The organism is Bacillus sp. B1-b2 (assembly GCF_009183415.1).
Lineage (GTDB): Bacteria > Bacillota > Bacilli > Bacillales > Cytobacillaceae > Niallia.
In genome coordinates, this window is the sequence record NZ_WEHU01000002.1 from 32,691 (window position 1) to 45,595 (window position 12,905).

At 34.2% G+C, this 12,905-nt stretch carries 11 protein-coding genes; 7 read left to right on the forward strand and 4 right to left on the reverse strand.

The window, feature by feature from the left end; translation table 11 throughout:
- The first annotated feature begins 65 nt into the window (after window positions 1–65).
- A complete protein-coding gene (locus tag F9279_RS02195) occupies window positions 66–1,526 on the forward strand; it encodes a glycoside hydrolase family 1 protein (RefSeq protein WP_152111009.1) in 1,461 nt (486 codons plus the stop codon).
- 161 nt (window positions 1,527–1,687) lie between these two features.
- On the opposite strand, the gene plsY is transcribed toward F9279_RS02195, so the two are convergent.
- A complete protein-coding gene (gene plsY / locus F9279_RS02200; RefSeq protein ID WP_152111010.1) occupies window positions 1,688–2,308 on the reverse strand; it encodes a glycerol-3-phosphate 1-O-acyltransferase PlsY in 621 nt (206 codons plus the stop codon).
- Between the two features lie 79 nt (window positions 2,309–2,387).
- A complete protein-coding gene (locus tag F9279_RS02205; protein WP_152111011.1) occupies window positions 2,388–4,064 on the reverse strand; it encodes a hypothetical protein in 1,677 nt (558 codons plus the stop codon).
- Between the two features lie 208 nt (window positions 4,065–4,272).
- Between F9279_RS02205 and F9279_RS02210 the strand changes: the two genes are divergently transcribed.
- From F9279_RS02210 to rlmD, 5 genes are all read left to right on the forward strand, one after another.
- The gene (locus tag F9279_RS02210; protein WP_226793124.1) at window positions 4,273–4,791 is read left to right on the forward strand and encodes a sigma-70 family RNA polymerase sigma factor; all 519 of its coding nucleotides are present in this window, start codon (window positions 4,273–4,275) and stop codon (window positions 4,789–4,791) included.
- Entirely contained in the window at window positions 4,788–5,258 is a 471-nt protein-coding gene (locus F9279_RS02215) for a hypothetical protein (protein WP_152111013.1), read from the forward strand. The genes F9279_RS02210 and F9279_RS02215 overlap by 4 nt, the downstream gene beginning before the upstream one ends.
- Window positions 5,255–6,340, forward strand: coding sequence for a hypothetical protein (locus F9279_RS02220; protein ID WP_152111014.1), 1,086 nt, complete (start codon window positions 5,255–5,257; stop codon window positions 6,338–6,340). The genes F9279_RS02215 and F9279_RS02220 overlap by 4 nt, the downstream gene beginning before the upstream one ends.
- A 283-nt stretch (window positions 6,341–6,623) precedes the next feature.
- Complete coding sequence (locus F9279_RS02225) at window positions 6,624–7,574, forward strand: diacylglycerol kinase (protein ID WP_152111015.1); 951 nt, start codon at window positions 6,624–6,626, stop codon at window positions 7,572–7,574.
- 890 nt (window positions 7,575–8,464) lie between these two features.
- Window positions 8,465–9,835 carry a 23S rRNA (uracil(1939)-C(5))-methyltransferase RlmD gene (gene rlmD / locus F9279_RS02230; RefSeq protein ID WP_152111381.1) on the forward strand — a complete coding sequence of 457 codons (1,371 nt, stop codon included), beginning with the start codon at window positions 8,465–8,467 and terminating at the stop codon, window positions 9,833–9,835.
- 115 nt (window positions 9,836–9,950) lie between these two features.
- Here rlmD and F9279_RS02235 read toward each other — a convergent pair whose 3' ends face one another.
- Both F9279_RS02235 and F9279_RS02240 read right to left on the reverse strand, forming a co-directional pair.
- Entirely contained in the window at window positions 9,951–10,211 is a 261-nt protein-coding gene (locus F9279_RS02235) for a hypothetical protein (protein ID WP_152111016.1), read from the reverse strand.
- 178 nt (window positions 10,212–10,389) lie between these two features.
- Complete coding sequence (locus F9279_RS02240) at window positions 10,390–10,944, reverse strand: GNAT family N-acetyltransferase (RefSeq protein ID WP_152111017.1); 555 nt, start codon at window positions 10,942–10,944, stop codon at window positions 10,390–10,392.
- 261 nt (window positions 10,945–11,205) lie between these two features.
- Between F9279_RS02240 and F9279_RS02245 the strand changes: the two genes are divergently transcribed.
- On the forward strand, window positions 11,206–12,903 hold the full coding sequence (locus tag F9279_RS02245) for a methyl-accepting chemotaxis protein (RefSeq protein WP_152111018.1): 1,698 nt from the start codon (window positions 11,206–11,208) through the stop codon (window positions 12,901–12,903).
- Window positions 12,904–12,905: the final 2 nt, after the last annotated feature.

Below are 12,905 nucleotides of genomic sequence, written 5' to 3' on the forward strand. Positions count from 1 at the left end.
GATATAAATATAGAGTAAATGAATTAAAATCTTAAGAATTCATAAATAGATTTGGAGGAATAATCATGAGTAATTCTCGTTTTCCTGAAGGTTTTTTATGGGGAGGAGCTACTGCTGCTAACCAATTAGAAGGTGCTTATAATGAAGGTGGAAAAGGTCTTTCTATTTTCGATATGGTTACATTTGTTCCTAAAGAAGAGCGCAAAAGCGGAATTGAAATGGATGTATTAAGTAAGAAAGAGCTAGAAGAATTATTGTCTACAAAAGAAGGAGAAAACTTCCCTAAACGTCGTGGAATTGATTTCTACCATCGTTACAAAGAAGATATTGCTCTATTTGCAGAAATGGGCTTTAAAACATTCCGTCTTTCTATTTCTTGGCCACGTATTTTCCCAAATGGGGACGAACAAGTACCTAACGAAGAAGGACTAGCTTTCTATGACAGAGTATTTGATGAATTGAATAAATATGGAATTGAGCCTTTAGTAACTCTTTCTCACTATGAAATGCCACTAAACTTAGTTCAAAAATATAATGGTTGGACAGATCGTCGTGTAGTAGATTTCTTTGTTCACTATGCAGAAACAGTATTCAATCGTTATAAAGATAAAGTAACATACTGGTTAACTTTCAATGAAATCAATGTGTCTACTATCTCTCCATATATTGGTAGTGGTATCTTAATTGATGAAGTAGAGCATAAAGAACAAGCTATCTACCAAGCGCTTCACCATCAGTTCGTAGCAAGTGCAAGAGCAGTTAAAGCTGGTCATGAAATTATCCCTCATTCACAAATTGGTTGTATGTTAGCTCGTATGGAGGTATATCCAGAAACATGTAATCCAGACGATGTTCTAGCAGCATTAGAAGAAGATCAAAAGAACTTATTCTTTACAGATGTTCAAGTAAGAGGATATTACCCAAGCTTTATGAAAAAATACTTTGAAAAGAATGATATTACAATTGAAATGTTACCTGGAGATGAAGAATTATTACTACAACATCCAGTAGATTTCTTATCATTCAGCTATTACATGACAATGGTTGCTAGTGGTGCACCTGATAAATTGAAAGAAAAAGGTAACTTCTTTAGCGGTATCAGTAATCCATACTTAAAAGCTTCTGATTGGGGCTGGCAAATTGATCCTAAAGGACTTCGTATTACATTGAAGAAAATGTATGATCGTTATCAAGTACCTCTTTTCATTGTTGAAAATGGCTTAGGTGCTTATGATACAGTAGAAGAAGATGGATCAATCAATGATGATTATCGTATTGATTACTTACGTGAGCATATTGATCAAATGGGAGAAGCTATTGATACAGATGGTGTTGAACTTCTTGGTTATACAAGCTGGGGCTGTATTGACCTAATTAGTGCAAGTACTTCCGAGATGTCTAAACGTTACGGCTTTATCTACGTAGATCAAGATGATTATGGTAACGGAACTTTAGAGCGTAAGAAGAAAAAATCATTCGACTGGTATAAGAATGTAATCTCCACTAATGGTGCAGATTTAGATTAATAATAAGTATGAACAGAGGCATGGGGATATTCCCCATGCCTCTATTTTTTTACGTTAAATATAGCTAGCTATTTTCGACATTTTCTCCTCCTATTTCCCAGGAAAAGAAGTAATATTACAATTTCCTCGGAAATGGAGGGGAGCATGTCCAATATTCTTGATTATCCTATCTTTTTAGGATTAATTCGATCTTTTTTTACGTTTTTATCGTTGATTTTTGGTTCTTTATGTTGAATGAAATTAATAATATTAGAGCGGTGCAGGAAGATTAATAAAATTAAAAATAAGACAAATAACCAATCATGGTTTACTTCAGATGACATAACAGCATAGAGCAGAATGGTAATACCAACAGATATACTTCCTATAAATACATATTTGGTTAAGAAAACCACTAAAATAAACGTGATATAAGTAATGAGAAAGAGTAATGGGTTAGCTACTAAAAGAGTACCCGCTGTTGTTGCAATAGCTTTTCCACCACGAAACCCTGCGAATATTGGGAAACAATGGCCAACTACAGCAATTAGTCCAGTGTATAAGGGGTTGATATCCACCATTAATAAATACGGTAAACAAGCAGCTAAAGCTCCCTTTCCTATGTCTAATAATAAAACGGCAATTCCAGCTTTCTTACCTAGTACTCTAATGGAATTAGTTGCTCCTGGATTTTGGCTTCCATGTTTTCTAATATCAATTCCATAAAATACTCTGCCAATAATTAAAGCAGTAGGGAAGGAGCCGATTAAATAAGAGGCAAGTAGAATAATAATCAAGTACATTCTCCTTTAATAAATTCTCTATTTATAATTTATGAAAAAGAAGGGAAACGGCTTGTTCCCTTCTCTCATTATAGAATATTTATTTCAGTTCTTGTTCATCTATTACTAAATTTTCTACAGAAGCAATTGTCTCATCTGTATTGATATATTCTATAGTTGCTTGCATCCCTTTGTCTAAGAATATACTGTAAGGGAAATCAATAGAAGACACCTGGAATATTGTTTTATTTCCTTCAATCATAAATTTAACAACTGTGCTATTTTCTACTTCTGATTTATAAACAAAGCTGATTACACCACTCACTTTTTCTTTTATTGCTAAATCATTAGGAACGGTCTTATCATCTTTTAGAAGAGTAGCTAACGCATATTTATAGTCATTAAATAGCTTTGTTTTCTCAGTATGGTAACTATAGACCTTCTCATCTTTCGCGTTAATGAGCATAATTTCTCTTAATACATGATTACTGTCCATTAATGGCACTACCCATGTAAATTGACCATAGATCGTATATAGTAATGGTGTTCCCGCTTCATACTTTTGCGCCCGGAAGGTTTTCTCAGCTACATTAATGGCTGATTTACCATTTAGAGAGCCATTTGCCTCTGTGTAGAAGGTTAATTTACCATTTTTAGCATTTAGCATGGAATAACCAACCATACTGCCACTGTCTGTTTTAGGACGGGTGAAATCTGTAAACCAGTTCAGCTGTAAGTCATTGTTAAATACACCATTTACCTCATCTTCGCCTTCCCAAGTGGTTGGCAATTTCATATCCTCTTTAGCAAATAAAGTGTTCCAAAAGCCGTGGACATACTTTCCATACCACTCATTCCAGTCTTCTGCCACACTAGTAGGAATTACATGATCAATAAATTCTGGAATATTGTCCATTGTGTGTTCTTCCACTTTCCCGGTTGCTGGATCAATTATATAAATCCCTTTAATATCAGTAATTTGTCGAAACTTATTATAATAACCATAAGGCACTACATAATAAGCTTTATCTTCATCATCAGGTTCAAAACTTGCCTCTAATAAAACAGTATCTTTGTTTTTACTTCTAACTAGTCTTTGTAAATCATCTTGGAAATAAGCAGAAGGAACATATTTCATGGAAGATTCCACTAAAATAGCATCTTCATTCTCATCCTCTGCGCTCATTTTAATATATCCTGGAACTTCCTGTCCTTTTAACCATCGGAAAAATCCTGTGTATTCAATTGGAGTGACCCAATAAAGATGGTCATCTATCTTTTGTAAGGTGGAATCACCAAGGTCGTAATAAGATGCGTGAGCAAGTTCGCCAAGCTTCTTCTCACTACGATAACGAGCATATTTCTCAGGGACAACAGCAATATGTTTTTCGTTAGTCGATTCATCCTCTATTTCTGCAATAGTCGTTTTGGCTGCAACAAACTCATATTTATCACTAGTAATAGTAAGTGGATAGATAAATACGAGATAAAGGATAATTAAAATAGAAGAAAGGAATAAGGTAGCAAATATTTTATAGCCTTTTACATTCAGATAAAATAAATCAATGAATAACGAAAAAGCGATAAAGATTAATCCCCATAGAGTGAAGGCTTGTGATGAATGATCAATTAATAGGAAGTAATCTAAGCTGAATAATATTAGAACACCAACAATTAATCGTGTAATCTGCAAACGTAAAAAACTTTTCTTTTTGGCATGTGCACTCCATAAAAAAGGATTCAGTGATAAAAACAATAAAGCCAATAAATAATACAATGTACATTCTCCTTTACATCATTATCTACCACATATACGAAAGTTAAGGTAAAAAGTTTCACTCTATAATGGTACTATTACTTATGGAGATGAAATTAACCATTTTTTTTTGAAGTAGTGTAGGGATTAGGGGTTTAACAAACGTCTATTATTATAACGGCTTAGAAAGGGGGGAGAGGCCATTAAAGATCAACTTTTAATTGATAAAGTGGTGGAAGGGAATAATCATGCATTCCGCTTATTAGTAGAAAAATATCGTGATCATCTTTTTCGAACTATCTATAGTGTTTTAAAGGATCAAAAAGAAGCGGAAGATGCCACGCAAGAAGTATTTCTTAAGATTTACACCTCTCTCCCCAATTATCAAAATCAAGGCTTTAAAACATGGATTACCAGAATAGCATTGAATTACGCTATTGATGTACGAAGAAAGCAACAAAGAAGAAGAGAAGATATGATGGATGATATGGAATGGCAATTAGGTGGTAGCGATGGAGAGCAAGTAGAATTAGAAGTAATGAATCGGGAACGAAAAAAACTTGTCCAGCGTCGACTCAAGGAAGTTCCTGAAAACTATCGTACAGTAATTTATGGGTTTTACATCGAGGAGAAAAGCTATCAGGAAATTGCCAGGGAGCAAAATGTTCAAGTGAAGACCATTGAAACAAAGCTTTATCGAGCAAGAATCTGGATCAAGAATCATTGGAAGGAGGAAGACTTTTTATGACCACACATTATTCCTATGAGCATTGGCTAAAGTATGTAAAAGATGAATTGGGAGAGACAGAGAGAAGCCTTTTAGAGGATCATTTATACACTTGTGATCAATGTTTAGATATATATATAGATGCTGTAGATGCACAAGAGGATGGACTTCCTTCTATTTCGAATGAAACTGCTTTTATGGATGGAATTATGCAAAAGATTGCTATAGAACCATCTAACGAAATAACAAAAAAACAGACTAAGCGTGCATTCTATCATACATCCATTTTTCACTATGCTATTGCAGCTTGCTTTACATTAATTCTGATGTCGACAGGATTTTTTCATTCCATTATAAGACATACAGAAAACATTCAAAAGGCTGAGGTAACAGTGGATACAATTAATTCAAAAGATGGAATAGTAGATAGGACTTTTGCTTGGATGGATACTTTGGATGGAAGCAAAAAGGAGGAAAGGAATAAATGAAAAACCCCATTATAGCTATAATCTTAGCTTTTTTTCCGGGAGGTGGGCTCTTTTATATTGGAAATAAAATCAGAGGATTTTTATATGGACTAGCCGTATTTGGGCTAGCTCTCTTATCGATAATTGTTCAGGTTTCATTCTATGATGGACGACTCACATTTATAATTATAGTAGTGGGATTTATCTTATATTGTATTAGCTTTATTGATACATTAATAACAACAAGTAGATATTTGAAAGAAAGAGTTCATTATACAGATGCTGCTAATCTAGGCACAGAAGAGCAATTATTAATAAAAACGGTCGAGTCAGAAAGGTTTTATAGTATTGTATTATCTTTTGTTCCAGGACTTGGACATATTCAATTAGGTCTAGTTTACCGAGGCATCACATTATTAACTACTTTTTTAGGATTAGGCATCATGATTTTGTTTGTCACATTTCTCACACAAACAGAAGAATTTCTGCTCTTCCTCGCTATTTTACCAGTAATATGGATTTATGGATTTTATGATGTTACACAACAATTTAATAAAAAGCAAGATGGATACGAATTAGAGGACATCACCATTTTTCAAGAGTTTGAAAAAACAAAAGAGGATGGGAAAAAGAGCAAATTTCTTGCAACTTTTTTATCGGTTTTCCCAGGAGCAGGTCATTTATATTTAGGTCTCCAACAAAGAGGGATTCAATTAATGGCTGCATTCTTATTTTCCATCTTTATTCTAAATGAATTGCGATTAGGACTTTTTCTATTTGTTATTCCAATTATATGGTTTTATAGTTTTTTCGATGGACTACAGAAGGCATCGAAAGTGGGAGAAGAAGAACTAGAAGATATACCCGTTGTTGCCTATTTAATTAATTATCAAAAATGGATAGGTATTGGATTATTTGTGGTTGGTTTTTATTATTTATTAGTGAATGTTGTTCTACCAATCTTCTCACCAAAAATAAGAGATATATTTGATATTGATGTTCGATTTTTATTCTATCAATATTTCCAAACTGGCCTTGTATGTTTATTATTAATAATAGGCGGAGTTCGCTTACTAACAGGAACGAAAAAGAAGCAGAAATAAGTGCATTGGAATGCTAAATAATTCTGGACACTCGATTATAGAGTTGTCCTTTTTTGTGGGGAAAATCATATAATATGTCGTTAAATAGTTAATCAAACGTTTGATTATTAACTAGTATTTAGAAAAGTAGATTGAGTTTGCGTAAAAAGGGTTATAATGTGCTAATATAGGCGCAAAATAAAGCTTTCTTACCAAAGGGTAAAATATTGATTAAGAAGAAGCTATCGTATATGATGTTAATGGTTATGGAAAAATATGAAATTTAGAATTTAGGATGATGAAAATGAAAAGGGCAAGAATTATTTATAATCCTACCTCTGGCCGTGAAGCCTTTAAAAAACATTTACCAGATGTATTAAAAAGATTAGAAGAAGCAGGATATGAAACCTCCTGTCATGCTACTACTGGTCCTGAAGATGCAACGTATGCTGCAAGAGTGGCAGTAGAGAGAAAATTTGACTTAGTTATTGCTGCTGGTGGCGATGGCACGATTAATGAAGTAGTGAATGGCATGGCAGAACAAGAATACCGTCCAAAATTAGGGGTAATACCTGTTGGGACAACCAATGATTTTGCGAGGGCTGTTCATATTCCTAGAGATATTATGGCAGCTGTCGAAATTATAGCTAAAGGGGAAACTATTCCAATCGATATTGGTAGAATGAATGATAAATATTTCATCAATATAAGCGGTGGAGGCCATATGACAGAAATATCATATGAGGTTCCAAGTAAGTTAAAAACTATGTTAGGTCAGTTAGCTTATTATTTAAAAGGAATAGAAATGTTGCCATTCTTAAAAGCAACTCATGTAAAGATTGAATATGATGGCAAGTTATTTGAAGGAGAAGCCATGTTATTCCTAGTAGGTTTAACAAATTCAGTCGGAGGATTCGAGAAACTAGCTCCAGGTGCTTCCATAAATGATGGTTTATTTTCTTTACTGATATTAAAAAAAGCAAATTTAGCAGATTTTATTCGAATCGCATCTCTAGCTCTTAGAGGAGAGCATATAAATGATCCGAGTGTTATTTATACAAATGCTAACCACATTAAAGTAATGTCAGATGATAAAGTACAATTAAATCTAGATGGAGAATTCGGTGGATTATTACCAGCAGAATTCATTAACTTATATCGTCATTTTGATTTATTTGTACCACTTGCTGAAATTAGAGACGAAGACAGACCCGACCGATTGGAAACAAATAAAGAAGTAGAATCAGCAGAGTGAGTGGGAGAAGAAGTATCCCTCTCACTTTTTGTTTTTGTTTTGGAAAAGAGGGACAAAGGAAGATGCCTAAGAACCACAAAAGGATAAAAAGGGAAGAAGAATGGTACCAAGAAGAGTTCTAAGAACCAGAAAAGGATAGAAAGGGAAGAAGAATGGTACCAAGAAGAGGCCTAAGAACCAGAAAAGAATAAAACACGAAGAAGAATAGTTCCAAGAAGAGCTCTAAGAACCAGAAAAGGATAAAAAACGAAGAAGAATGGTACCAAGAAGAGGCCAAAGAACCAGAAAAGGATAAAAAACGGAGAAGAATGGTACCAAGAAGAGGCCAAAGAACCAGAAAAGGATAGAAAGGGAAGAAGAATGGTACCAAGAAGAGGCCTAAGAACCAGAAAAGAATAAAACACGAAGAAGAATAGTTCCAAGAAGAGGTCTAAGAACCAGAAAAGGATAAAAAACGAAGAAGAATGGTACCAAGAAGAGGTAGAAGAACCACAAAAGCAACAAAATCAAAGAAGAGTGGTTCGTAGAAGACTCCTCACAGTGATTTTGTAAGATCAAGACAGGAGTCATCTACAAAAAGGATCGTCCATAAGGAAAATGAACGATCGAAGAAATTGTACAAAAAGAGATTTCCATTTTAAACGCTCAAAGCTGTACATGATTACCTTTTGATTTACAAGAGAAGGGATCCCAAAGCTCAAGTGGTGATGAATAGGAAAAACAAAGAAAGACAAAAATTCCTAAATTTTCTCCCTCACAAAATAATTTATAGCAATGTAACACCTATGAAATGGATTACCTAAAAACCTCAGCTTTTAGCATCCTCTATAATATGATACAATAACCACTGTTTCACTCTTTCCGAAAAATTGATGTAAAGGAAGACGATGATGAGTAGAACTTTACCCGTTCAGAAGAACGATATAATAGATATAGTATTTGAAGATTTAACCCATGATGGTTCAGGTGTTGCGAAAGTAGAGGGTTATCCACTTTTTATCCCCAATGGCCTTCCTGGTGAAAAAGCAAAAGTAAAAGTAGTAAAGACAAATAAAAACTTTGGTTTTGGCCGTTTAATGGAAATTCAAGAGAAAAGTCCGTTTCGTGTGGAAGCACCTTGTCCTATTTATAAGGAATGTGGAGGTTGTCAATTACAGCACCTCAGTTATGAGGGACAGCTTCAAATGAAGCATAAACATGTAAAGGATGTTTTAGAGCGTATTGGAAAAATTAACACAACTGTTCATCCTACACTTGGCATGAGTGAACCTTGGCGCTATCGCAATAAAGCGCAAGTTCCAATTGGTGAGCAAGAAGGCGGACTAATTGGAGGCTTTTATCAACAGCGTTCACACCAAATTATTAACATGGACCAATGTTTAATTCAACAAGAGGAAAACGATGATGTTGTGAATAAAGTGAAAGATATCTGTAATAAGTATGGGATCAAAGCATATGATGAAGCTCGCCATAAAGGTGAACTGCGTCATATTATGGTAAGACGTGGACAAGTTACTGGTGAAATAATGGTTGTGCTTATAACTCGTACACAAGATATCCCCAATAAATGTGCAATTGTGGAAGAAATAGTGGATAATATTCCGAATTTAAAATCAATTATCCACAATGTGAATAACAAAAAAACAAATGTAATCATGGGAGACACTACGAAAGTTTTATGGGGAGAAGAAACAATCACTGATTATATAGGGGATGTTAAGTTCGCTATTTCTGCTCGCTCTTTTTATCAAGTGAATCCAGAGCAAACAAAAGTCTTATATGACAAGGCTTTAGAGTATGCAAGATTAGAGGGGCATGAAAAAGTAATTGATGCTTACTGTGGAATTGGTACTATTTCACTCTTCTTAGCCAAAAATGCTAGTCAGGTTTTTGGTGTAGAAATTGTTCCACAGGCAATTGAGGATGCTAGAAAAAATGCTCTATTAAATGATATCCACAATGTGGATTTCGCTGTTGGAGAGGCAGAAATAGTTATCCCCAACTGGTATAAAGAAGGAAATGAAGCTGATGTTTTAATGGTAGATCCGCCTAGAAAGGGCTGCGATGAGGCCCTTTTACAGACTATCATTGATATGAAGCCGAAAAAAGTGGTGTATGTTTCATGTAATCCTGCTACTTTAGCTCGAGATCTTCGCATTTTAGAAGATGGTGGATATCTTACAGAAGAAGTTCAGCCTGTGGATATGTTTCCTCAAACAATGCATGTGGAGGCAGTTGCTAGATTGACGTTGAAAGTGTAAAAGAAGCTTATTAAAGCATATTTTATGGGTTAATCCTTTTAGAAGTTTTATATAGACTTTTACTTAAAAAGCTCTAAGGTATAATTATATTAAATAAAGAAAAAACAAATCCCTATCATTCTTGAAGGGATTTGTTTTTTGAACTAAATAAGCAGACTATTCCGAATAGAAAAAGCGGCACGGATAAGAATAGGTTTGCAGCTCCTCCAAATCCTCTAATCACAACAATAGCTAAGTAGAGTGAACTTATCCCAGCTAGGATTAAAATTAATCCTGGAATGATTGGAATAAATGATTTGTTGAATTTTTTAAGTTTGTTGGTAACTACTACAAAGACTATGCCTACTAACAAACCTAAAACCATGGGTATCATCATTTGGTCTACCTTACCTTTCTATTCGATTTATTTTCTATTTATAAATATCATACAAAAAAATGTTACAAGCAGAGCTTGTTCACAACAAAGAGAGAAAATAAAATCAAAAGACATCACCTCAGAACGGTAGTTATTTTCATTCATGCAAGAAAGGCAAAAAAACCTATAGGTAAAACGCTTATTTCTCCTTGAACAAATCTCCTTTCAAAATAGAGTACATATAAAGGTCATCAAATTTTCCACTCGTGAACTCATAATGTCTTAATAAACCTTCTCGTGTGAATCCTTTTTTCTCTACCAATTTTTGAGAAGAGATATTTAATGGTTCAATTAATGCTTCTATACGCTCTAAGTTTAGGTGGTTAAATCCGTACTTGATTACTGCTTCTAATGCCTCTCCAGCAATTCCTTGCCCCCAATGTGTTTTGCTTAGTTCATATCCAATTTCTGCTTTATAATGCTTCTGTTTCCAATTTAAGAATCCGCAACTACCGATTACAGTATTGGAGTTTTTTAAAGTAATCCCCCATCGTATACCAGTAGTTTCCTCAAATATGGATTGATACCAGTTAATCTCCTCTAGGACATGTTCGGGTGAAAGGTATGGATCTAATCCCATGTGCTTTACTACCTCTATGTCTGATAAGTATGCATAAACATCTTTTGCATCATCTGGAGTAACCTTTCTTAAACATAAACGATCTGTTTCTAAGTTTGGAAAATTATTTTTCATTTCTATCTCCTGACAATATTATTTAGTCTAAATAGTATTCTACATGGAATGACGCATTCCTTTATAAAGTAAGTCTGTATCTATCACTATATGATCATTTTTTTTAGAAAAATAATCCAAATGTATATATACATCTAGTTTAATTAGTCGATATAACTACCGAGTGGTTTCGGCCAATCATACATAGTTTGGGTTGTAGAAAAGAAGGACACGTGAGTATTGGGGGATTCTCACATTTTGAGAATGTAAGGAGATTAGGGAATGAAGAAGAATTTATTACGTTTAAACAGTATTAGAAAGAAGCTTTTGTTTAGTTTTTCGTTAGTTTTGTTCATTGTTGTATTATTAGGTGTTTACAATTTTTATGCTATAAAGGGCATTAATACAAATTCTAATAAACTGATAGAAGATCAAATTCCACTTTTAATAGTTGATGAAAAAATGACCATAAATATGACGGAGAGAACATCATTACTTCGTGGATACTTACTTTATGGAGATCCCAGCTTTAAAGAAGAATTTGATAGTTTTATAGAAGAAAGTATTGCATTGGAAAATGAGATATTGAAATTAAGTGATTCTGAAAAAGCACAAGAGCTTGTAAATAGGAAAATAGAATGGGGACAAGCAACAAATTCTGTATTTGAACAATATGATGCAGGAAACCGAGATGAAGCAATGCGGATTATGGAAACAGAAGTATTGCCATTAGAGAGTGAAATTTTGAAAGGTTTTAAAGAATTGGCAGCAAATAGAGAATCAGAGATTTCTAATATTGGAGAAGAGATTCAGTCATATGGTAATACTGCGTTAGTAGTATATACTGTTGTATCTATTATTGTACTTTTAATAGGTTTAACGATAGCAATTATAACTGCTAGTAAAATTTCGAAACCTATTATGGCAGTTAGAGATAGAATGAAGACTATTGCTGCAGGTGATCTGAGTCAAGCATCCTTGGAGATGAAATCTCAGGATGAAATTGGTCAATTAGTTCTTGCTTCAAATGAAATGTCTAGTAACACAAGAGCATTATTAATGAAAATAAATGCTGTTTCAGAAAACGTATTGGGACAAAGTGAAGAATTGACCCAAGGAGCTAGTGAAGTGAAGATAGGGGTAGAACAAATTGCTACAACGATGGATGAGCTTGCAACAGGTGCAGGAACTCAAGCGAGTCATACGAGTGAATTAACGACCTATATGGATACTTTCTCTCACAAAGTGAACGAAGCCAATGAAAATGGTGTGAAAATACAAGTGAATTCAGATAAGGTACTTGAATTGACCAATAAAGGAAGTCAATTTATGCACACATCAACTCAACAAATGAAAAGTATTAATTCCATAGTGAAAGATTCTATGGAAAAAATGCAAAGATTAAATCAACAAACGCAAGAAATTTCTAAATTGGTTTCTGTTATTAAAGATATATCAGAACAAACGAATCTTCTAGCTTTAAATGCTGCCATTGAAGCTGCAAGAGCAGGAGAACAAGGAAAAGGCTTTGCAGTAGTTGCGGGAGAAGTAAAAAAACTATCTGAGCAAGTTTCCATATCTGTTAATGATATAACTAGTATTGTAGCTAATATTCAAACAGAATCAGATATCGTTGTGAGTTCTTTAAAAGATGGGTACAGTGAAGTCAAGCAAGGTACAAACCAAATTGAAGAAACAGGTATGACATTTGATGAAATAAGTCAGGCAGTAAAAGAAATGGTTCAAAATATAACGGCTGTTTCAGACTCTCTAGCCGAAATTGCCTCTAACAGTAAAGAAATGAATCATTCCATAGGAGAGGTAGCTGCTGTTTCAGAAGAGTCTGCAGCAGGTATAGAACAAACGGCAGCTTCTGCTCAACAAGCAAGTGGATCGATGGAAGAAATTGCTGGAAGCTCAGAGCATCTAGCAAAGCAAGCAGAGGAACTGAAAAAGCTTGTTAATAAATTTACCTTATAAAT

What these genes read in the sequence shown, in the direction of transcription:
- plsY (WP_152111010.1), bottom strand. Translation starts at nt 2,308, where the DNA reads ATGTACTTGATTATTATTCTACTTGCCTCTTATTTAATCGGCTCCTTC.
- F9279_RS02245 (WP_152111018.1), top strand. Translation starts at nt 11,206, where the DNA reads ATGAAGAAGAATTTATTACGTTTAAACAGTATTAGAAAGAAGCTTTTG.
- F9279_RS02235 (WP_152111016.1), bottom strand. Translation starts at nt 10,211, where the DNA reads ATGATGATACCCATGGTTTTAGGTTTGTTAGTAGGCATAGTCTTTGTA.
- F9279_RS02220 (WP_152111014.1), top strand. Translation starts at nt 5,255, where the DNA reads ATGAAAAACCCCATTATAGCTATAATCTTAGCTTTTTTTCCGGGAGGT.
- F9279_RS02215 (WP_152111013.1), top strand. Translation starts at nt 4,788, where the DNA reads ATGACCACACATTATTCCTATGAGCATTGGCTAAAGTATGTAAAAGAT.
- F9279_RS02240 (WP_152111017.1), bottom strand. Translation starts at nt 10,944, where the DNA reads ATGAAAAATAATTTTCCAAACTTAGAAACAGATCGTTTATGTTTAAGA.
- rlmD (WP_152111381.1), top strand. Translation starts at nt 8,465, where the DNA reads ATGAGTAGAACTTTACCCGTTCAGAAGAACGATATAATAGATATAGTA.
- F9279_RS02225 (WP_152111015.1), top strand. Translation starts at nt 6,624, where the DNA reads ATGAAAAGGGCAAGAATTATTTATAATCCTACCTCTGGCCGTGAAGCC.
- F9279_RS02195 (WP_152111009.1), top strand. Translation starts at nt 66, where the DNA reads ATGAGTAATTCTCGTTTTCCTGAAGGTTTTTTATGGGGAGGAGCTACT.